Source organism: Samsonia erythrinae (assembly GCF_004342665.1).
In the GTDB taxonomy this organism is placed as follows: Bacteria; Pseudomonadota; Gammaproteobacteria; order Enterobacterales; family Enterobacteriaceae; genus Samsonia; species Samsonia erythrinae.
In genome coordinates, this window is sequence record NZ_SMBY01000004.1 from 234,160 (window position 1) to 255,261 (window position 21,102).

Annotated in this window: 18 protein-coding genes and 4 pseudogenes; 11 read left to right on the forward strand and 11 right to left on the reverse strand. The window is 48.2% G+C overall.

Features of this window, described 5'->3' with window-relative positions; translation table 11 throughout:
• Positions 1-9 precede the first annotated feature (9 nt).
• The 7 genes from EDC54_RS09565 to hemA form a co-directional block, all read right to left on the reverse strand.
• Positions 10-1,497, reverse strand: a complete 1,488-nt coding sequence (locus tag EDC54_RS09565) for a catalase (protein WP_132455626.1) — start codon at positions 1,495-1,497, stop codon at positions 10-12.
• 449 nt (positions 1,498-1,946) lie between these two features.
• Complete coding sequence (gene kdsA / locus EDC54_RS09570) at positions 1,947-2,801, reverse strand: 3-deoxy-8-phosphooctulonate synthase (RefSeq protein WP_132455566.1); 855 nt, start codon at positions 2,799-2,801, stop codon at positions 1,947-1,949.
• Positions 2,802-2,857: 56 nt separating this feature from the next.
• Positions 2,858-3,667: an invasion regulator SirB1 gene (gene sirB1 / locus EDC54_RS09575; protein ID WP_132455568.1), complete on the reverse strand. Its 810-nt coding sequence runs from the start codon at positions 3,665-3,667 to the stop codon at positions 2,858-2,860.
• Between the two features lie 3 nt (positions 3,668-3,670).
• A complete protein-coding gene (locus tag EDC54_RS09580) occupies positions 3,671-4,045 on the reverse strand; it encodes a SirB2 family protein (RefSeq protein ID WP_380895481.1) in 375 nt (124 codons plus the stop codon).
• A 17-nt stretch (positions 4,046-4,062) separates the two neighbouring features.
• Entirely contained in the window at positions 4,063-4,923 is an 861-nt protein-coding gene (gene prmC / locus EDC54_RS09585; RefSeq protein WP_132455572.1) for a peptide chain release factor N(5)-glutamine methyltransferase, read from the reverse strand.
• Positions 4,923-6,005: a peptide chain release factor 1 gene (gene prfA / locus EDC54_RS09590; protein WP_132455574.1), complete on the reverse strand. Its 1,083-nt coding sequence runs from the start codon at positions 6,003-6,005 to the stop codon at positions 4,923-4,925. Before prfA ends, prmC begins: the two co-directional genes overlap by 1 nt.
• A gap of 33 nt (positions 6,006-6,038) precedes the next feature.
• Complete coding sequence (gene hemA, locus EDC54_RS09595) at positions 6,039-7,295, reverse strand: glutamyl-tRNA reductase (RefSeq protein ID WP_132455576.1); 1,257 nt, start codon at positions 7,293-7,295, stop codon at positions 6,039-6,041.
• A 230-nt stretch (positions 7,296-7,525) separates the two neighbouring features.
• Between hemA and lolB the strand changes: the two genes are divergently transcribed.
• The 3 genes from lolB (at position 7,526) to prs (ending at position 10,116) form a co-directional block, all read left to right on the forward strand.
• Positions 7,526-8,149, forward strand: a complete 624-nt coding sequence (gene lolB, locus EDC54_RS09600; RefSeq protein WP_132455578.1) for a lipoprotein insertase outer membrane protein LolB — start codon at positions 7,526-7,528, stop codon at positions 8,147-8,149.
• Positions 8,150-8,152: 3 nt separating this feature from the next.
• The gene (gene ispE, locus EDC54_RS09605; protein ID WP_132455580.1) at positions 8,153-9,025 is read left to right on the forward strand and encodes a 4-(cytidine 5'-diphospho)-2-C-methyl-D-erythritol kinase; all 873 of its coding nucleotides are present in this window, start codon (positions 8,153-8,155) and stop codon (positions 9,023-9,025) included.
• Between the two features lie 143 nt (positions 9,026-9,168).
• Entirely contained in the window at positions 9,169-10,116 is a 948-nt protein-coding gene (gene prs / locus EDC54_RS09610) for a ribose-phosphate diphosphokinase (RefSeq protein ID WP_039349007.1), read from the forward strand.
• A 233-nt stretch (positions 10,117-10,349) separates the two neighbouring features.
• Here prs and ychH read toward each other — a convergent pair whose 3' ends face one another.
• Positions 10,350-10,619 (reverse strand): stress-induced protein YchH, encoded by a 270-nt coding sequence (gene ychH, locus EDC54_RS09615; RefSeq protein WP_132455582.1) that lies wholly within the window; start codon positions 10,617-10,619, stop codon positions 10,350-10,352.
• 308 nt (positions 10,620-10,927) lie between these two features.
• On the opposite strand from ychH, the gene pth reads away from it, so the two are divergent.
• From pth to EDC54_RS09645, 6 genes are all read left to right on the forward strand, one after another.
• Entirely contained in the window at positions 10,928-11,515 is a 588-nt protein-coding gene (pth, locus tag EDC54_RS09620) for an aminoacyl-tRNA hydrolase (RefSeq protein WP_132455584.1), read from the forward strand.
• A 129-nt stretch (positions 11,516-11,644) separates the two neighbouring features.
• Positions 11,645-12,736, forward strand: coding sequence for a redox-regulated ATPase YchF (gene ychF, locus EDC54_RS09625; RefSeq protein ID WP_132455586.1), 1,092 nt, complete (start codon positions 11,645-11,647; stop codon positions 12,734-12,736).
• A gap of 214 nt (positions 12,737-12,950) precedes the next feature.
• The gene (locus EDC54_RS09630; protein ID WP_132455588.1) at positions 12,951-14,132 is read left to right on the forward strand and encodes a tyrosine-type recombinase/integrase; all 1,182 of its coding nucleotides are present in this window, start codon (positions 12,951-12,953) and stop codon (positions 14,130-14,132) included.
• A 374-nt stretch (positions 14,133-14,506) separates the two neighbouring features.
• Positions 14,507-15,028 carry a thiamine pyrophosphate-binding protein gene (locus EDC54_RS09635; RefSeq protein WP_132455590.1) on the forward strand — a complete coding sequence of 174 codons (522 nt, stop codon included), beginning with the start codon at positions 14,507-14,509 and terminating at the stop codon, positions 15,026-15,028.
• Positions 15,025-15,624, forward strand: coding sequence for a thiamine pyrophosphate-dependent enzyme (locus tag EDC54_RS09640; RefSeq protein WP_165904292.1), 600 nt, complete (start codon positions 15,025-15,027; stop codon positions 15,622-15,624). The genes EDC54_RS09635 and EDC54_RS09640 overlap by 4 nt, the downstream gene beginning before the upstream one ends.
• Before the next feature lie 107 nt (positions 15,625-15,731).
• The gene (locus EDC54_RS09645; RefSeq protein ID WP_132455594.1) at positions 15,732-16,916 is read left to right on the forward strand and encodes an MFS transporter; all 1,185 of its coding nucleotides are present in this window, start codon (positions 15,732-15,734) and stop codon (positions 16,914-16,916) included.
• Between the two features lie 182 nt (positions 16,917-17,098).
• Here the strand turns inward: EDC54_RS09645 and EDC54_RS09650 are convergent.
• The 3 pseudogenes from EDC54_RS09650 to EDC54_RS09660 form a co-directional block, all read right to left on the reverse strand.
• Positions 17,099-17,375: pseudogene (locus tag EDC54_RS09650) on the reverse strand (IS3 family transposase); the annotation flags it as partial.
• Positions 17,376-17,391: 16 nt separating this feature from the next.
• Positions 17,392-18,425: pseudogene (locus tag EDC54_RS09655) on the reverse strand (IS110 family transposase).
• Between the two features lie 360 nt (positions 18,426-18,785).
• Positions 18,786-19,004 (reverse strand): annotated as a pseudogene (locus EDC54_RS09660) (IS3 family transposase); the annotation flags it as partial.
• Here EDC54_RS09660 and EDC54_RS18055 point away from each other — a divergent pair.
• Together EDC54_RS18055 and EDC54_RS09665 are read left to right on the forward strand one after the other, a co-directional pair.
• Positions 19,001-19,415, forward strand: a pseudogene (locus EDC54_RS18055) (IS5/IS1182 family transposase); the annotation flags it as partial. The pseudogenes EDC54_RS09660 and EDC54_RS18055 sit on opposite strands and share 4 nt — an antisense overlap.
• Positions 19,416-19,996: 581 nt before the next feature.
• Positions 19,997-21,073 carry a hypothetical protein gene (locus EDC54_RS09665; RefSeq protein ID WP_132455596.1) on the forward strand — a complete coding sequence of 359 codons (1,077 nt, stop codon included), beginning with the start codon at positions 19,997-19,999 and terminating at the stop codon, positions 21,071-21,073.
• The last annotated feature ends 29 nt before the right edge of the window (positions 21,074-21,102 follow it).

Consider the following 21,102-nt stretch of genomic DNA (forward strand, 5'->3'; position numbering starts at 1 on the left):
CTCTGGCTGTTAATCAGACAGCTTTTCGGCCAGTTTTTTCACGGTGGAGAGATCTGCGTTGCTCGCCGCAGTCAGACGCGTACCGTACTCCGCATCGGCCTTGTAGAAGTAGGACAGCATAATGTCGCGGCTCTCTTTATCCGCCGTAGACAATGCGCCCCCCAGACTATTGACCAGGTCGGTGCTCTCTTTCTCGGTATAGGAGCGATACAGATCGCCGGCTTGCTTAAAATTCTGCTCACGCTGAATTTTGCTCTGCGTTGTCGTGCCTTGTAACGGCAGATGGCTATAACGGGCAGACGCCAGCTCCTCACGTGGATAGAGTCGGCTGGGTTGGTAGTTCACACCCTTGTTCTCTGTTTTTCCACTGTTCAGACTGCCGTCCTGATTCCCATTATTGACCTTATTACGGGGCGCATTGATTGGCAGGCTCAGGCCATTGGCGCCAATGCGGTACATCTGAGTATCCGCGTAGGCAAACAGCCTTCCCTGAAGCAGCTTATCTTCCGACGGCTCGATGCCCGGCACCAAATTGGAAGGCGCCATGGCCACCTGTTCGGTCTCCTGGAAAACATTTTCCGGGTTCCGATTCAGTACCATCTGTCCTATTTTACGCTCAGGTACATCAGGCCAGATTTTTGTCGCATCCAGAGGATCAAAGGCAAATGTTTTCAGGTCTTCGGGCTTCAGTATCTGAATGTAGAGATCCCACTTAGGAAAATCACCACGCTTAATCGCACTCACTAAATCCTGAGTCATATGGCTATAATCTTTCCCCTGCACCTGCTCCACCTGCTGTGGATCGAAATTTTTGACACCTTGCAGAGTTTTCCAGTGGAATTTCACGTAGTGGATTTCACCCTTGTCATTAACAAATTTATACGCATGAACGCTGTTACCATCCATATTGCGGTATGAAACGGGGGTTCCTTCGTTGGAATAGAGCTGCGTCAGCGTGCGGACAGACTCAGGAAGGTGGGAGAAAAAATCGAAACGACGCGATTCATCGTCCAGATTAGTCCGCGGATCGGGCTTAAAGGCATGCACCATATCGGGGAACTTAATGGCATCACGGATAAAGAAAGTCGGGAAGTTATTGCCGACCAGATCCCAATTTCCTTGTGACGTATAGAATTTGGTCGCGAACCCGCGCGGGTCACGCAACGTTTCTGGTGAATGGTTGCCATGAACGACGCTGGAGAAGCGAACAAAAACGGGCGTTTTGCTTCCTTTTTTGAAGACCTGAGCAATCGTCAAGTCAGAGATATCGGCCGTTGAGGTGAACTCGCCATAGGCGCCGGTCCCGCGCGCGTGAACAACGCGCTCCGGGATGCGTTCACGATCAAACCGTTGGAGCTTTTGCAGGAGTTGTACATCCTGCAATAGCACAGGACCGCCCTCACCGGCCGTTTGTGAATTTTGATTATCGCCGACCGGCGCGCCGTTATCGCGCGTAAGCGTATCGGCAACGCTAGCTGAAGAGGCAAAAAGCGCCATTAAAACTAATGATGCGCTTTTCTTGGGAGAAAAGAACCTGCTCACAGAAAGATAATTCATCACGCTGTCCTCATATTATTACCTAAAGTCCATTCCCTGTAGCGTTAGCGATTACAACCTGATTTAGCTAAGGAGTTCCTCGCCTCAACTCTCAAGGTTATTCCGGACTGTCGCCGGAATACGCGATACTTTACTGATGCAAATATGAAGATGTGAGAGCCTGGGGCCTATTACATCAATAGCTTTAGGCTAACACCTACAGGCAACGTGGATAATCTGTCTAGAAATCAATAAAAAAGCATCATGGGCGGGGGAAAAAGCGCGGTGTTTTATTTGCAGAGAGTGACATTTTGTTATTTTTTATCCCACGCGTGTCAGACACTTCGCTTGAGGATACCGATCGGTGCATTAATGCACCTTACCTATAATGCACCGATCGTCAACAGATGTTAGTGGCTGGTGTCCAGTTCGGGGAAGTTTTTCACCAGATCGTCAATCGCTTTAATCTGTTGCAGGAAGGGTTCCAGTTTGTCCAGCGGCAGCGCGGACGGACCGTCACATTTTGCATTCGCCGGATCGGGGTGAGCCTCAATGAACAGCCCGGCCAAACCTACCGCCATACCGGCACGCGCCAATTCGGTCACCTGCGCGCGGCGCCCTCCCGACGCTGCGCCAAACGGATCGCGACACTGCAAGGCGTGAGTAACGTCAAAAATCACCGGCGCACCGTGGGATACCTGCTTCATAACATTGAAGCCCAGCATATCGACAACCAGATTGTCATAACCAAAATTGCTGCCGCGATCGCACAGAATCACCTGATCGTTGCCGCCTTCGATAAATTTATCGACGATGTTTCCCATCTGCCCCGGGCTGACGAATTGCGGTTTTTTCACGTTAATTACCGCACCGGTTTTCGCCATCGCTTCCACCAGATCGGTCTGACGCGCCAGGAAAGCGGGCAGTTGAATGACATCAACCACATCGGCGACGGGTTGCGCCTGATGTGACTCATGCACGTCCGTAATGATTTTTACGCCAAAGGTTTGCTTCAGTTCCTGAAAGATTTTCATTCCCTCTTCCAGCCCCGGACCGCGGTAAGAGTGAATGGAGGAACGGTTAGCCTTGTCGAATGACGCTTTGAACACGTAAGGAATACCCAACTTCTGCGTGACCGTGACGTAATGTTCGCAAATGCGCATTGCCAGATCGCGTGATTCAAGAACATTCATACCGCCAAACAGTACAAAAGGCAGATTATTGGCGACCGGGATATCCCCTATCTTGACCACTTTATTCGTCATACTTTTACCTTCATGTCGGGAAATAAATTAACGCTGCATTACTGCAAGACGGTTGCTTAATGTAAGACAATCTGTTTTTGCTCTATCGAGTGAATCTGGACTTTTATCATCTCACTCACCGGGTCTTCCGGACACTGCTCAACGAAGTAGCTGAGATCGGACAGCGCGATGTGGTCGCAATCCAGCTGCGCGTAAATCAGACCACGGTCGCGAATCTCATACGGATCATCCGGGTCAAATTGCAGCACCGCTTCGCTGGCTCTCAACGCCAACTCCATCTGTTTTTCTTCCATCAGCGCGACTTTCAGCGTATCCAGCATTTTACGCACGATTAGGACGTTTTCGACTTCGTCCAGATCTTCATCCAGCAACTGGGTCGATGGGCCGATATTACCTTTCAACCACACGTCCAGAACATGTTCGCTCAACGTATCGCCATTCAGCGGATTGATAAGCCACATCTCTTCGTCCATCCAGTCGGCGCGTAAAATCAACTGGGTTGGAAAAATCACCGGCATCAGCGGTAGGCCGAGTTCGTGGGCAATGTGCAGGAAGATGATACCAAGGGATACGGGCATCCCCTGACGGGACTCAAGGACCTTATCGAGCCACAGTGCGTCAGATAAGCGATAAACGCCACTGGCACCGCCAAACCCCCAGGTGTGGTAAAACAGCTCAATCAGTTTTTCAAGCTGACAATCTTGCGCAAGATCGTCAGGGATCGCGGCCCGGGCACTCTCTACCAGCTGTTGCAGATTTTGCCGCACATCCTGAGCGGAAAAGTCGCGGCGAATAGCCTGTGAAACCAACACGACACCATCACTAAGCAGTGACTGGTTGAATTCAAAATCAGCAATAGCATTCATTAGTTATTCCATCAGCAAAGGCGACTGAGTCAGTGCAACCAGCATGACCAGACCAAAGCATATTAAAGCAGATACAAACGCCAACGCGCGCGTCTTCAAGCGCCGGGGACGTTTCCCCAGAGCGATCGCGCCAAGAAGGATATAAATGATAACGCCAAACAGTTTTTCCGTCAGCCAACTGTTCCCGAAAGTAAACGGATAAACGTGGCTAAGGATGATTAAACCAATACCGCTGATTAATAACAAGGTGTCGTTAATATGCGGCAGAATTTTAACCCATCGCTGCTGTAGCAGAGGCGATTGCCGGCACAGCCAGAAGAAACGCAGGACAAACAGGGAAATGCTGATGCCAACCGTTGCCAGATGCAGGTATATCATGGCTGGATAAAGTGTTATCACGTCTCTTTCTCCTCATTATGAGTACGATCCCGCCAGCGCCCTAATGAGACGCGGTCATGGCCGCCATAGTCCTGGCAGGTTTCGACCTGCGTAAATCCTCGTGCCTGCAAGAGCTCGCGCACCGCATCCCCTTGTTGCCAGCCATGTTCCAGCAAGAGCCAGCCGCCAGCTTCCAGATAAGTCGGGGCAAGTTTAATAATGGCGCGTAAATCCGCCAAACCGTTGTCAGCCGCAATGAGCGCGCTGGCTGGTTCAAAACGGACATCCCCCTGTGACAGATGTTCATCCGCAGCATCAATATAAGGGGGATTACTGACGATAAGCGAAAAGCGCTGACGTGAGAGCGGTGAATACCAGCTTCCCGCCAGAAAACGAACGTTGTCGATCTCCAACCGCCGGGCGTTTTTTATCGCCAGCGCAACGGCATCCGACTGAATATCAATGCCGGTCACGTGACAATCTTGCCGTTCATTGGCCAGTGCCAGCGCAACCGCCCCGGTTCCGGTCCCCAAGTCCAAAACGGCGCAGGGCTCCTGGGGGAAGCGCAATAAGGCTTGTTCGACCAGACATTCGGTGTCCGGTCGTGGGATCAACGTTACCGGCGAAACGGACAGTGGTAATGACCAGAACTCGCGTTCACCAATCAGATAAGCAATGGGTTCGCCCTGCTCGCGGCGCGCCAGCAGTTCAGCCAACGACTGCTGCTCAGCCACGCTCAGCTCGGTTTCACCAAACGCCAGCAGGAACGTGCGGGATTTCCCCGTCACAAAACCCAGCAAAATTTCCGCATCCCGTTTCGGGCTTTCTCCCGCCGCCAGTCGCGCCGTTGCTGTGATTAGCCAGTCCTGATACGTCATTATTCCTGCTCGGACAATGCTGCAAGCTGATCGGCCTGATATTCCTGTAAGACCGGTTGAATCAGCGCATCCAGTTTCCCTTCCATCACTTCATCCAGCCGGTAAAGCGTCAGGTTAATACGGTGATCGGTCACCCTTCCCTGCGGGAAGTTATAGGTGCGGATGCGGTCAGAGCGATCGCCGCTGCCGAGCAGGTTACGGCGGGTTGACGCTTCTTCCTGCTGACGTTTCTGCACTTCTGCCGCACGAATACGCGCCCCTAACACCGACAGCGCTTTCGCTTTGTTTTTATGCTGCGAACGCTCGTCCTGGCACTCCACGACAATACCGGTGGGCAAGTGAGTAATACGGATGGCGGAATCGGTGGTGTTAACGTGCTGACCGCCCGCGCCGGAAGAGCGGAAGGTATCGATACGTAAATCCGCAGGGTTGATATCCGGCAGTTCCGCTTCCGGCACTTCCGCCATGACGGCGACCGTACAGGCCGACGTATGAATTCGCCCTTGCGATTCCGTGGCGGGTACACGCTGAACGCGATGGCCGCCCGATTCAAACTTGAGTTGACCGTATACGCCATCCCCGGCAATTTTGGCGATAATTTCTTTGTAACCACCATGTTCGCCTTCGTTAGCGCTCATGACTTCAACGCGCCAGCGGCGCGATTCGGCGTAACGGCTGTACATACGGAAAAGATCGCCGGCAAAGATGGCGGCTTCATCCCCGCCCGTCCCGGCGCGCACTTCCAGAAAGCAGCCGCGTTCATCATCGGGGTCTGTCGGCAACAACAAGACCTGAAGCTGCTGCTCCAGTGTCTCAAGCGCTGTTTTGATGTCTTTCAGCTCTTCCTGCGCCATATCGCGCATTTCAGGATCGTCGAGCATCATTTCTGCGGTTTGCCGATCGTCCTGTGCCTGCTGCCATTGCTGGAAACAGCGAGTGACATCCGTCAGCTGCGCATATTCCCGCGACAAGGTGCGAAAACGCTCCATATCAGCGATGACGCTGGGCTCACCGAGTAACGCCTGGATTTCTTCATGGCGTTCTTGTAACGCTTCCAGTTTAGCAACAATAGAAGGCTTCATGCGGGCGGTTAAATCCTGTAATAGAGATGAATGCTAGTCCAGCCCAAGGCTGTCACGTAAAATTTGTAACCGATGCTGGTCGCCGTCACGGGCAGCTTGTTGAAGGGATTTGGTCGGCGCGTGGATCAGGCGATTGGTTAAACGGTGCGTCAGTTCCTGAATCACCGTTTCGACATTACCGCCTTGTTGAATGGCGGCCAGCGCCTTGGCCGTCATTTCCGCACGCAGTTCGTCAGCCTGAGCACGGTAATCGCGAATCGTCTCCACCGCTGACTGCGCGCGCAGCCAGGCCATGAAATCTGAGCTTTCCTGCTGCACGATGGATTCAGCCTGCACCGCCGCCGCTTTGCGCTGCGCGAGATTATGCTGAATAATGGCGTGCAGATCATCCACGCTATAGAGATAAACGTTCGGCAGTTTACCCACTTCAGGCTCTATATCGCGCGGAACGGCAATATCCACCATCAACATCGGCTGATTTCGTCTTGCCTTCAGCGTCCGTTCCATCATTCCTTTTCCGATAATCGGCAGCGTGCTGGCGGTTGAGCTAATTACGATATCCGCCTGAACGAGTTGTTCGTCCAGCTCAGCCAGCGTGATGACCTCGGCCCCGACCTCCTCCGCCAGTGCCTGTGCGCGTTCACGGGTACGGTTCGCGATCACCATTTTTCGTACTTTGTGCTCGCGCAGGTAACGCGCAACCAGTTCAATGGTTTCGCCTGCGCCGACCAGCAGCACCGTGACATCCGCCAGTGATTCAAAAATCTGCCGCGCCAGCGTACAGGCGGCAAATGCCACCGACACCGCGCTGGCGCCGATATCCGTTTCCGTCCGAACCCGCTTTGCCACGGTAAAGGATTTCTGGAACAGCCGCTCCAGTTCACTCGATAAGGAACGACCGCGCTGCGATTCGGCAAACGCCTTCTTCACCTGCCCCAAAATCTGTGGTTCGCCCAGCACCAGGGAATCCAGACCGCTGGCGACGCGCATCAAATGGCTGACCGCGGCGTTATCCTGATGCCAGTACAGGCTGTCGTTGACCTCTTCCGGACGCAGTTGATGGTATTCGCATAGCCAGCGAATCAACTGCTCGCGTTGGTTTTCCTGCTCTTCAACGCTGAGATAGAGTTCCGTGCGATTACAGGTGGACAGCACAACACCGCCCTGCACCAGCGGCTGCTGTAGCAGACTATCGAGAGCCACGCCAAGCTTATCGGGCGAGAACACAATGCGTTCACGCAGAGAAACTGGTGCAGTTTTGTGATTAATACCAAGCGCAAGCAGGGTCATTGGGCTGTTCTGAGTAATACCGGTCTTAGTATGGATTTCGTTTGAGTCGCATTCTACTTGATGCAGGAGAGCAAGAAAAGCAACAGCGCGCGATCCCTTCGTGCGAAACAGACACTTTTTGACAAAAAGCAACAAACGCGGTTAACCAACAACAATCATTGACGCTGAGCGGTAAGCCCGTTAGCGTGACGTATTTTACGACGTTTATTCATTTACAGGACACGACCGACATGCCAACCCAAACCGTCCGATGCCTGCGTTTACTGCCTTTAGCCAGTGTGTTGCTAGCTGCCTGTAGCGTTCATACCCCCCCACAAACGAGCAAAAGTCCCACCTCGCCGGAGTGGCAACAGCATCAGCAACAGGTGGAGAAACTCAGCCAATATCAGACGCGCGGCGCTTTTGCCTATATCTCCGATAGCAAAAGAGTATCAGCCAATTTTTTCTGGCAGGACACCCCGCCGCAACGTTATCGCCTGCTGCTGACTAACCCCCTCGGGAGCACGGAACTGGAGTTGCGTGCTCAGCCAGATGGCGTGCAAATTACCGACAATCAGGGCAAACGCTACGTTGGTGAAGATGCCGAATACATGATTCACCAACTCACCGGCATGGCGATTCCGCTGAATAACCTGCGACAATGGATCCTCGGCGTACCGGGCGATGCCAGCGACTTCACGTTGGACGATCGCTACCTGCTGAAAACCATTACCTACCGGCAGGGCAATCAACGCTGGGATGTTAACTATCAGAGTTATAACACCGAGTTAACGCCCCCGCTCCCGACCAGTCTTGAGCTGGTTCAGGGCGAACAGCGCATTAAGCTGAAAATGAATAACTGGATGGTTAAATAAGTCATGAAACCTGACGTTATTGAGACGTGGCCCGCGCCCGCCAAATTGAACCTGTTCCTTTACATTACCGGTCGGCGGGAAGATGGCTATCACCTGCTGCAAACGCTGTTTCAGTTTCTGGATTATGGCGACACCTTAACTATCCGCTCTCGCAGCGACGATCGCATTCATTTGCTTACGCCCTTAGACGGCGTGGCGGAAGAGCAAAACCTGATCGTCCGCGCCGCGCGTTTGCTACAGCAGTACTGCACACGCCACGGAATTCGTCCTGCGCAATTCGGCGCGGATATCGGTATTGAGAAACGTCTGCCGATGGGCGGCGGTTTGGGCGGCGGTTCATCCAATGCGGCCACCGTACTGGTGGCCCTGAATCATTTGTGGCAAAGCGGGCTGAGCGTGGATACGCTGGCTGAGTTAGGGCTACAGCTCGGTGCGGATGTTCCCGTTTTCGTGCGCGGACATGCTGCCTTTGCCGAAGGGGTTGGCGAACAGCTGACGCCGGCGGATCCGCCAGAAAAATGGTATCTGGTTGTCCACCCCGGCGTGAGTATCGCTACCCCGTTAATTTTCGGCGATCCGGAATTGACGCGAAATTCGCCCGTCCGTGATTTAGAAACTTTATTAAACCAAACCTTCGTCAATGATTGTGAAGCTATCGTAAGAAAACGTTTTCGTGAGGTTGAACAGCGACTTTCATGGCTGCTAGAATACGCTCCGGCGCGCCTGACTGGAACAGGAGCTTGTGTGTTTGCAGAGTTTGACACCGAGCCCACCGCTCGTCAGGTGCTTGACCAGGCCCCGGAATGGTTAAACGGTTTCGTGGCGAGAGGCGTTAATGTCTCTCCGCTGCACCGTACGCTTTCCGGGCAATTTTAGGTTTTGATACACGCCGGCTGCCGCGCTGCCAGTCTGTATCAAACTTAATTCATACACCCGTTTGCATATTGTGCCTGCTGTTCCCTGTTCCTGGTTTTTTAGCAGGTCAATATTTCTCTGGACGCAAGCCTGAGGTTCTTCTCGTGCCTGATATGAAGCTTTTTGCTGGTAACGCCATCCCGGAACTAGCACAACGTATTGCCAACCGTTTGTACACCAGCCTTGGCGACGCCGCTGTCGGTCGTTTTAGCGATGGCGAAGTCAGCGTGCAAATCAATGAAAATGTACGCGGTGGTGATATTTTCATCATCCAGTCCACCTGTGCACCCACCAATGACAACCTGATGGAACTGGTCGTCATGGTTGATGCTCTGCGTCGCGCCTCTGCGGGACGTATCACCGCGGTTATCCCCTACTTTGGCTATGCTCGTCAGGATCGCCGCGTGCGCTCCGCTCGTGTGCCGATCACCGCGAAAGTCGTTGCTGACTTCCTGTCCAGCGTGGGCGTTGACCGCGTGCTGACGGTGGATTTACACGCTGAGCAGATTCAGGGATTCTTCGATGTACCGGTTGATAACGTGTTTGGCAGCCCGATCCTGTTGGAAGATATGCTGCAACAGAATCTGGAAAACCCGATTGTGGTTTCTCCCGATATCGGTGGCGTTGTGCGCGCCCGCGCAATCGCTAAATTGCTGAACGACACCGACATGGCCATCATCGACAAACGCCGTCCGCGTGCCAACGTGTCTCAGGTAATGCATATCATCGGTGACGTCGCGGGGCGCGACTGCGTGTTGGTCGACGACATGATCGACACCGGCGGTACGTTGTGTAAGGCGGCGGAAGCGCTGAAAGAGCGTGGCGCGAAGCGCGTATTCGCTTATGCGACACATCCGATCTTCTCAGGCAATGCTTACGAGAACATCAAAAACTCTGTCATTGATGAAGTGATTGTCTGCGATACTATCCCGCTGGCGGAAAACATTCGCTTACTGCCAAATGTGCGGACGTTGACGCTGTCAGGCATGTTGGCCGAAGCGATTCGCCGCATCAGCAACGAAGAATCTATTTCTGCAATGTTCGAACATTAATCGTTTCTGCGCAGACAACGGTTTGCTAACAGTGATGAAGCCACCTGAACAAGGTGGCTTTTCTATTTCCGGCATTCCAGCACCCTGATTTGTATCTTGATTGGTTTTTCCTTACCTCGTCGCTTAAATAAGCTGGCTGTTCAGATACAAAAAACCGCGCGGGTGCCCGATAAAAATCGCGACGCCAACGCGGTCAGAATATTCAATCAAATGTGACTTAATTCAACAAAGCATTACGATGGACGATGACGACGGCAACGTTTATCGAAATTTTTAACCCACCAGTAGCGATCGGTCACTGCTTCACGCCCACTGACGCGCGCCCCCACCAACCATAATATTGCACCAGAAAAAATACTCACCAGGTCAATGTATGTCATATATTCAGGGATATTCAGTTTTGGAAATTGGCTGGCTATCGAGTAAGCGATACCGCCAATCATCAGAACCATACCAATCCCCATGAGCACATTACCTAACGTTGCCGCACTCTTACGTTTCATCTGACACCTCCAGATTAATTCTGTAGATGAGTCTGAGTCCTAATTACCGTCTGTTTTCTTATTATTGATGTAATTATAGCCAATAACCGGCTTGAATGATTGCGGAGAGGATCACAGATAGAAAGAATGATTAATATTTTTTACGTTTAAGTGAATAAAATAAATAGACAAAAAATAATCACAAAACCAAATAATACGGTTTTTACCTATAACACCGGGATTTGGCTATCCCTCACGCCGCGTGTAAACTAGCGTACTCATTATCACTCTACTCTGCGTAAGTTTAAGCACGTAATCTGGAATATACCGTGAGCAGCATTAAATTAATCGTCGGCCTGGCTAACCCCGGTGCGGAGTATGCCGCCACCCGCCATAACGCGGGCGCCTGGTTTGTGGACCGTCTGGCTGAGACTTATCGCCAACCGCTGAAAGAAGAAAGCAAATTTTTCGGTTACACGGCCCGTCTGAGCTTATCCGGACAGGATGTGCGTTTGCTGGTGCCGACGACCTTTATGAACCTGAGCGGTAAAGCGGTTGCGGCAATGGCAACCTTCTACCGCATCCCGCCCGATGAAATTCTGGTTGCCCACGACGAGCTGGATTTATTACCGGGGGTCGCCAAACTGAAACAGGGCGGTGGCCACGGTGGCCACAACGGGCTGAAAGACATCATCAGCAAATTGGGCAATAACCCGAATTTCCACCGTTTGCGCATCGGCATCGGCCATCCGGGCGATAAAAGCAAAGTGACCGGTTTTGTGCTGGGCAAACCGCCGGCCAGCGAACAAACGCTGATCGACAATGCCATTGACGAAGCCGTGAGCTGTACCGAAATTCTGATGAAAGAAAACATGATCAAAGCGATGAACCGCTTGCATGCCTTCAAAGCGGCCTGAACCGAACGGAAGACGGATGGGAGATCGAGATAAATCCCCATTCCGTGTATAATCGGCCGTAATATTTTCATTCTGACCGTTCAGGCAATATAATTGCTTGATTAATAAGTTATTTAAGGTGATATAAACATGGGATTCAAATGCGGTATCGTCGGGCTGCCTAACGTCGGTAAATCCACTCTGTTCAATGCGTTGACCAAAGCCGGCATCGAAGCGGCCAACTTCCCGTTTTGTACCATTGAGCCGAACACCGGCGTGGTGCCAATGCCCGACCCGCGTCTGGATAAGCTGGCTGAAATTGTGAAGCCGCAGCGCATCCTCCCCACCACCATGGAATTTGTTGATATCGCCGGTCTGGTAAAAGGCGCGTCCAAAGGGGAAGGTCTGGGTAACCAGTTCCTGACCAATATCCGTGAAACGGAAGCGATCGGCCACGTTGTACGCTGCTTCGAGAACGACAACATTATCCACGTCAACAACAAAGTTGACCCGGCTGATGACATTGAGGTGATCAATACGGAGCTGGCGCTATCCGATCTCGACACTTGTGAACGCGCCATTCATCGCGTGCAGAAGAGAGCCAAAGGCGGCGATAAAGATGCGAAAGCTGAACTGGCCGCGCTGGAGAAATGTCTGCCGCAGTTAGAAAAAGCCGGTATGTTGCGTTCGCTGGATTTAAGCGACGAAGATAAAGCCGCCATCAAATACCTGAGCTTCCTGACGCTGAAACCCACCATGTATATCGCCAACGTCAACGAAGACGGCTTTGAGAATAACCCTTATCTCGATAAAGTTCGTGAAATCGCCGCCGCGGAAGGTTCTGTCGTCGTCGCCGTCTGTGCGGCCGTGGAGTCAGATATTGCAGAACTGGATGATGCCGATCGCGAAGAATTTATGGCAGAATTAGGTCTGGAGGAACCCGGGCTGAACCGCGTTATCCGCGCGGGCTATGAACTCCTGAATCTGCAAACTTACTTTACCGCAGGCGTGAAAGAGGTTCGTGCATGGACGATCCCTGTCGGCGCAACCGCGCCACAGGCGGCAGGTAAAATTCACACCGATTTCGAGAAAGGCTTCATCCGCGCACAGACCATCTCCTATGAAGATTTCATCACCTATAAGGGTGAGCAAGGTGCAAAAGAAGCAGGGAAAATGCGTTCAGAAGGTAAGGACTACATCGTAAAAGACGGTGATGTGATGAACTTCCTGTTTAACGTCTAAACAAAATTTGTTGTCTTATGAGGTTTCATTCAATCTCATGGCTTTCACAAAAAATGATTAAATCCACGCACTTGCGTGGATTTTTCGTTTCATAACGTCTCAAATGATTTCGTAGAAGCGCAGTCAAAAATGAGTACGCAGGTGAGTACATCAAACTTCCATCTTTATTTTTAGTGAGTACAATAACGGTATAATAAATATACAAGGAATCGTTATGCTCACTGATATTCAATGCCGTACAGCAAAAGCGAAAGAAAAGCTCTATCGTCTCAACGATTTCAATGGCTTATACCTTGAAGTTAAACCTAATGGCAAAAAGGCGTGGCGCTATCGGTTTAAACTTAACGGTAAATCCAGCATGTTTGCGCTGGGTGAGTACCCGACGGTTAAACTTGCCGAAGCTCGCGAGAAATGCGAGCAAGCGCGTAAACAAGTCGCAAATGGAGTTAGCCCTACTCAGGCTCGCCAGTTAGATAAGATCCGCAAGGTCAATGACGCTTCCAACACCTTTGAGCTAGTCGCTAAAGAGTGGTTGCAGATGAAAGACTGGGCCGAAATCACCAAAACGCGGCGATTAGATATGCTTAAGCGTGTGGTTTTCCCCGCAATAGGTAAGCTCCCTGTCAGGGAAATAACCCCGCATCACATTCTAAAAATTCTTCAGGAAACGGCTAAGCGCGGCGCTCCGTCCGTTGCCGCTGAAGCCCGCCGGACTATTTCATCGATTTTCGAGCTCGCGGTAGCGACACTCAGAGCAGATAGCGATCCTGTATGGCCTGTGCGCAAGGCCCTCCCCGCCAATAAGACACAGCATAAACAGGCATTGAGTCCACAGCAAATCGGGAAGCTATTAAGCTGTTTTGATAACGGTCGCGGCTCATATCAGGTTAACTATTGTATGTGGCTTATGTGGTGGACATTGGCGCGTCCTGCAGAAGCCACCGAAGCAGAATGGACAGAATTCGATCTTGATAACGCCCTGTGGACCATTCCGGCGACACGCATGAAAGCTCGTAGGGAGCATGTTATTCCCCTGCCCTCCCAGGCTGTCAAAATGCTCAGAACGTTACAAGGATTAACCGGGCATCGGCAGCACCTTTTTCCGGGCCGAGATAACCCACGTGGCCCGATGACATCACACTCGCTGCGTCAGCTACTTAAAAGCCTCGGCTGGAGCGGAACTTACAGCCCACATGCAACCCGAACCACAGGCAGCACGCGGTTAAACGAGCTGGGCTATCGACCTGATGCTATCGAAGCTCAGCTTGCGCACGCTGATACCAACAACGTTCGCCGCACATACAACCATGCGACGTATCTTGATGAGCGTATAGTGATGATGCAGGAATGGGCTAATAAGCTTGATGGATGGGTAAGCTGCGCTGAAGTTAAGTAAACGGTGATGCAGTGGTGTGTTAATCAACGTGTAGCAGGTCAACCGGGTTATCGACTAAATATGCGAATTAACAAAATGTTAATGGAAGCAATTCCGTAGACTATGTTTGACTTATTCAACAAAGTCGTTTTAAGTCGCTATCTCTCTGTTATAGCAATGCAAATTAGTTGATAAGACCTTGGACTCACTGTTGGCATAATCTCCTGACTTGTTGGTATATAGGAAAATTAATACTTATGTTATCACTTGTTAATTTACGACCTTGATTTTTAATGTTATGTTAATTTTAGTGTCTAGGGACCGTGTGGTAATGTACAAAAAATATTTTTGTTGAATATCTGATTAAGATCTAGAAAATAGGACATTACATTTCTATGACTATAGACAACATTGTATTGCCCCCACCTGCTGAACGTGCCCGCCAGTTAGCTGGCACCCTAAATAAAGTAGGGATCACTTCACAGGTTGGTACTCCGTGTGGAATTCTCGCTCCTTTGTGGAAATATCTTGATACACAAAATGAAAGAGAACGACTGATCACGATATCACGGGAAGATACGGCTTTATCATACGCTGCGGGCCAAGCACTTGCTGGAGGCTATCCAGCTGTATTCATGCAAAATTCTGGCTTTGGAAACTGTGTAAACATAATGGCGTCGCTAATCTGTCCCTTCAAATTACGCGTCGTGCTGATCATTAGTTTGAGGGGGACTGGGAATGACACCACCCCAGAAAATACTGAAATGGGTAAAGTAACTGCTTCTATACTTGAGCAATGGAAAGTTCCGATCATCTCGCTGCTCACCCCTACAGACGAGATTGCTGTATTCGAACTAAACCAGAACGGACCTATGGCTATCCTAATTTCACCTGAATATTTTGGATGGTGCCCATGAATAAGAATGAACTTATTAAAATGGTCATCACCAAATTTGCATCACATCCGATCATTTTTACAACAGGTTATGCATCACGTATCGCATATCTCCTGAAACCTGAGGCAGTCAACCACTTCTACATGGTGGGAAGTATGGGAATGGCTTCGGCTATCGGGCGTGGCGTTGCATCACAATTAAGTGACAACTCGCACTGTCCTGTTATTGTTGATGGGGAAGGTGCATTGCTGATGGGCTTGCACAGCTTGGTTCTAGAACAGGAAGCTAGCGGTAAGATTCTGCATATAATTGCCAATGACGCGAGCTATTCTTCTACTGGGGGGCAACACATTCCTGTCAGCGTAGACTACCTTAGCGGATTTGCGCTAGCCGCAGGGTATGGTTTAGTTAAAGATCTCAATCCCTCTGAGGAAAGTTTCGCTTATGAACTTGAAATGGCTGCATCTTCGATAAAAAGTGGTTTCAGCGCTTTATTGAACTGTACTATAGAACCAGGGCCCGAACCTCTAGGTCGAATTGACTTGCCGTTGCCGCAGATTGCCAGTCGGTTTAATGCTTTTATTGAAGAAAAAGGAAGTAAAATTCTTTTCTTGTGATGACGACCTAATTCAGGCAGTAAAAGCTGAATATAGTAATTATTACATAAACGGCAACTCATTTATTAAAGTGGTTGCATCATTCATCTGGGTATTGACGATTATAAATGAGAAAGATAAGTTTAATCATTACTCTATGTGTTGCATATTTTATTATAAATTTTAACTTATCATTTATTTATCCTATGCTCCCTGCAATAAAAAAAGAATTTGGGGGCACTAACTTTCAGATTAGCATACTAATATCTGCCTTTTCTATACCCGCGTTTTTTTGCAATTTCTTTTATGGACCAGTCATAGATAAGCATGGACGTAAAAGGTTTATTATCCTTGGGGCGATTGGAACAGCTTTTACATTTTTGTGTGCTGTTTTTTCAATAAATTTATATATGTTAATAGGAATGCGCCTATTGTCAGGGTTGTTCATTCCAATGATCGGAGCATCAATATTCCCATGTATCATTGATAACTTTCCACCAGAAGAAAGAGTAAAATATATTGGATGGGTCCAAGCAATGGCTTCATTTGCACAGATTGTTGCATTGCCAATGGGGATTGTTACGGGAGAACTCATTTCTTGGTTTTATCCCTTTATCTTCATTAGCTTTCTTGCTTTGATTACCCTTGTTGGTACTGTGTGCTATATACCCTGTAACCTTTCCAACATTGAAACTCGCACCATAACACTTTCCGGCATGTTACATAAATATGTTGTGCTATGTAATCATGCAGAGGTAAGGAACAAACTTTTTTCTTATGCATTCATTAGCATCTACATCTATTCTATATTTGGTATGTATCCATTCTGGCTAACATTGCATCACAGTCAGCAGCCTGAAAACTTAGCATTTTTTTTTGCCGTTACGGCTATCTCAGGTTTACTTGGTTCGGTAAGTGCTCATATGCTAAAAATTAACGAGGAAAATCACGGGAATATAAAGCTTGGTATTCTTTTTATCTTTAACAGCATTACGCTGATCAGCTTGCCGTTATTTCCTTTTTCTATAATTATTCAATGCATTATTTTTTCTGTATTTTCTTTTATACGAGCTGTGCTGAGTCCAATTATTTTTGCAAGTATATTCAAAGGTGTTTCATCAACCGACAGAAGCACACTTAACGGTATAATGAATGCATGTTTCCAGTTATGTAGCGCGGTGGGCGGTGCAATTAGCACGTATTCTTTTTCCTATTCACCTGACTTCTTCTTAAATGCAACTGTAGCTATATTATTTTCCGCGATAGGTATATTATTTTTGCGCTTTTCAAGAGCGGCTAAAACAAGCCCTTAAGGGCTGAAGTATACCCAGAAAATAAGACAGACATAGAGTTTTTTTCACTACTGATTGCGCTAACAAATTCAATGAGATCACCACTATACATGTCTAGAAAGTATACCTGACGTTGTGCCGCAATGCTTTAGCATCAACACATCAACTGGACTGAGTAACACGGCATTAGGCAAATTCAGCCCTCACGACGAGGTCTGTTTAAAGGCCTCAGGACTGACGCTACCGAGATGAATTTGACGCCAGGCCCGGTTGTACGACACTTCGGTATAATCTAAGATATCGGCACTTGCCAGATTCCGGCTTTTGTATATTCTCTTCCTGATGCGTTTTTTTGAGCGAACTGAAGAACGTCTCTGCCACCACATTATCCCAGCAGTTACCTCGTCGGCTCATTCTGAGTGCCATGTTATTGGCCCGACAGAAGCGCGGCCAATCGTCAATGCCGTACTGGCTACCTTGTACGCCCTTCTAAGAGTCAAGCCGTTATCGGGACGCTGTTGATCTGCCTCTTTGGGTTACGGAGTGATGTATCAACTTTGCGTAACATATAGCGCTTCAGACAGTGTATTGCTTCCATTTTTGTATGTCCTTCGACTACTTGCCTAGCGACATACCCCCTCGTTTTATCGTCAGTACGTAAACGTCCGATTGCGATGATGCGAAGTGCACTAATTGCAACACAATGTCCACCCCGATTAAGTCGATAACGATGCGTTTTTCAGAAGAGACATGAACGGGGCTGACACCACACAGCGCCGCAAAACCTGATTCTGATCTTAACCCTTGAGGATTATTTCCGGCAGTGCTCGACAATTGTAAAAAGCTTTTGTATCCAATGGCATTACATTTAATTAGCTGGGTGTCATCTCGTTCACAATTGCCGCAATCATGACATCCATACCAGCGATATAGTAATATAATTCGAGATAGCGTCGAACAAGGGACTTTAATGCAATGCGATAAATGTTTGTAAGATTATGGTATACCTTGGCATCAAGCCCCTAAGATCCCATAGTCCTGATGAGCTTGATGTGTGTCATGTTTCTGAGCTGTTCAAGCAATTCATCCGGGGCAGAGGTAATATTGGAATCGATATTCTGTAGAGCGACTCTTAGCGCTGATATTGCTTTTTTTGCAATTACTTAATGTCCGCAGAGATTTGATCATCCCATCACGCGTTTTGGGAGTAACTGTCCTGATACCAGAGAATGCTTCATAAGCGGCAAATTCAGCATCAATCGTGTTACTTTTACCCGTTTGCGTCGCTCCATCCTATCTGGCGCGGTCACCTCAAGAACTTCTAACCCGGCGCTCTGAAAATAGCGAAGCAGCCCTGAACCGTAGGTACCTTTGCACTCAACGCCAATTCGCTATAAATGCCTCAAACGAGGTTATCCATGCCAGTTTCTGCTGGTAACCTTGTCGTGTCGTGAAGAAATACTGGGTCCGCAGGACTTTATTGTTCTTTTACAAGACAGCTGCAACGTGCAGATCTTTATGTGTATCCACGCCACTCGCAACGGCGGCTTAAGTAACTTTAACAGCCATGACAGAGCCCCTGTGAGGAAAAAGAGTTGAATTTCAAGACAGATAACCCGGACCGCATAGTAACGAAACAAGCTTTTAGGCTGATCCAAGGTCACGCCTATCTGTGAGGAAAAGCGTCGCATGAATGGGCTTCCTGCAATCGACCAGTCCAAGGCAGGACAATAAGGTCTATCGTTATGTGAGTCAGTATGCGGGAAGGTCTTCACTGTATCAGTAATCACATCAATCTGGACAAATAGCAAACAGAATTATGATGAAAACTAATACAACATCATTACTTTCGCTGTGTACGATGACCTCGCTGTCCGGTTTACGTCCTCAGACGGCTATCATTATTGCATCCAGCGCCAGTTCACCTGACAGCGTCTCCTTCATCGACCAGCCGACAACGTTACGGGATAAGGGATCGGTAAACACCGCAAGATACAATCAGCCCTGCCAAGATCGTATATAAGCAATATCGGTGACCTAGGCCTAATTGGCCCGGACAACGGTAAACTGCCGCTGCACGCGATTAGGGGCAACCACTGAAGGTCGGAACCACAGATGCGCAGGCGCTGTCTGGGCCGATTGACCAGACCTAACGGAAAAAAAGAAACGTTTCGGCAGACGGCGCTTATTACACACGCTACTTTCATGGAATTTTGCTGAGATGAAGAACAGACCGCTTACCCCATCAAGAAAAGGATCGCAATACTGGCCTGAAAAGTATCGTGAAGTAATCACGCTGCGGTAAATTAGCATCTAAGCGGCAGTAACAGTAATGATGTTTGAAAACATAAGTTGCGATATTACAGCCGTTTATTAATAGAAATCTCTATGTTCTGCATCAACACGCAGGTGGGGCATCTAAATTTGCGTGACTATGATGCCTAGATCAGTGAGGTGATGGTTACGGAGTTGAATAGGTTGACGTTGTTGGTCATACCACACAGCGTACGAATAGCATAACTAGTAGGCTAACGGGAGCAATCCCGTCGACTAGCTATAATTTATTCAACAAAACCGTCACCACTAACAGGTTGAGTTTTTCGATACAAATAACTGAATTTATTAATTTTTTGTGAAGTCAGAATACTACCGTGTTTCTTGCTGATTACGACCATCAGTGGAAAGCGAACTGAGGCCAGTTCCATTTCTCACGACATTGTGGTTCATCACAAATGTTAATTAAATGTTACCTTTCATAAGATAATAAAATCTTATATCTGTTTAATGTCTCGCATTGCCTAGTTCAAAACCCAGATAATCTCATAGGTAATAATAATTGTGTTGGTTTTTTATATTGAATGTAAAGGATCGGGAAGCATAAGATAAACTTAATCAAACCCTTACCGTGATTAAATTTTTTATTTACTTATTTTTGTAAATTTAATTCGAATTAAAAAACGATTTATCTTTAACTATATGTTTTTGATAAAAAAAAGAGAGCGTAAATTCTAATTTCGATGAGTTGATTTGTATGTATATGTCATTATACTGGTCAAGTTGACACTCGATGACACGAAAATTGATAAGCTGGAGGGAAGTATATGAGGGCCAGTTATGATATCTGTATTGCAGGGACAGGTGCTTTCGCTCAAGCCATAATTGAAGGAATCATTTTCCAATCAGATGTCAGTCTAAATATTATTATCTTTGGGCGTTCTCAAGAAAAGCTTGATGAGCTTTCTCATAAGGCAAGTGTCATAAACCATTTATCGCGCTGCAAACATGTTATTCATAGCTGTGTGGTGAACACCGAATCTGTTTCCAGTATTGCTAGAAGCCTTTCAAAATGTGCCATTAAATACCTTGTCATCTGTTCCTCACTCCAAACACCTAATGAAAAAAAAACTAAAATTTCAAAGTGGAGCGATTTGATTAGCTTGTATTTTGCATTATCAACACCTTTACATACGTTAGTAGCGGCCCGATATATATCTGCTCTAGATAAAATAAACGCCGACACAATTGTTGTTAATGCCTGCTTTCCAGATGCTGTTAATCCTCTAATCGCTTCATTTACTCACAGGAAAGTCATTGGGGTGGGAAATATTGGTACAATCGCTGCTTTCATGAAGGGAAGAGATCTTAAAGGGAACTTTAATCCTCAATTGCTGGCGCATCATGTTCATTTAGGACCTCGAAAAGCACCAGAGGACGTGCAACCTCGCATTTGGCTTGATGGACATGAGGTCACTTGGACCAATCGCTACCTTAACCATATGTACATAACCTCACGTTCAGAAATAAACCGCTTAGGGGCCTACAGCGCGGCTAAAACTCTTTGCTCTCTTGTATCTGGAATATCATGTAATGACCATTTAGTAGGGGTTTTTGGCCTGCCCGGTGGATATCCTGTAATAATACGAGAAGGCTATGCAGAGTTACGATTGCCAGAGAATATCTCAGTTAAAGACGCTGTTCAGTGGAATATCCAAGCGGGAAAAGCTGATGGAATAGAATGTATCGATGATGGAATAATGTCTTTTACCGAAAATGCTGTCTCAGCAGTAAGATCATTAAATATCGACTTCCCTAATGAAATTAAACTAAATAATCTTAACATGGTAGAAAAAACTGCAAAAAACTTTATTTCATTACGCAATGAAATTAGAGCACTATAACTCTACCCATTATTTAAATGCAGATAAAA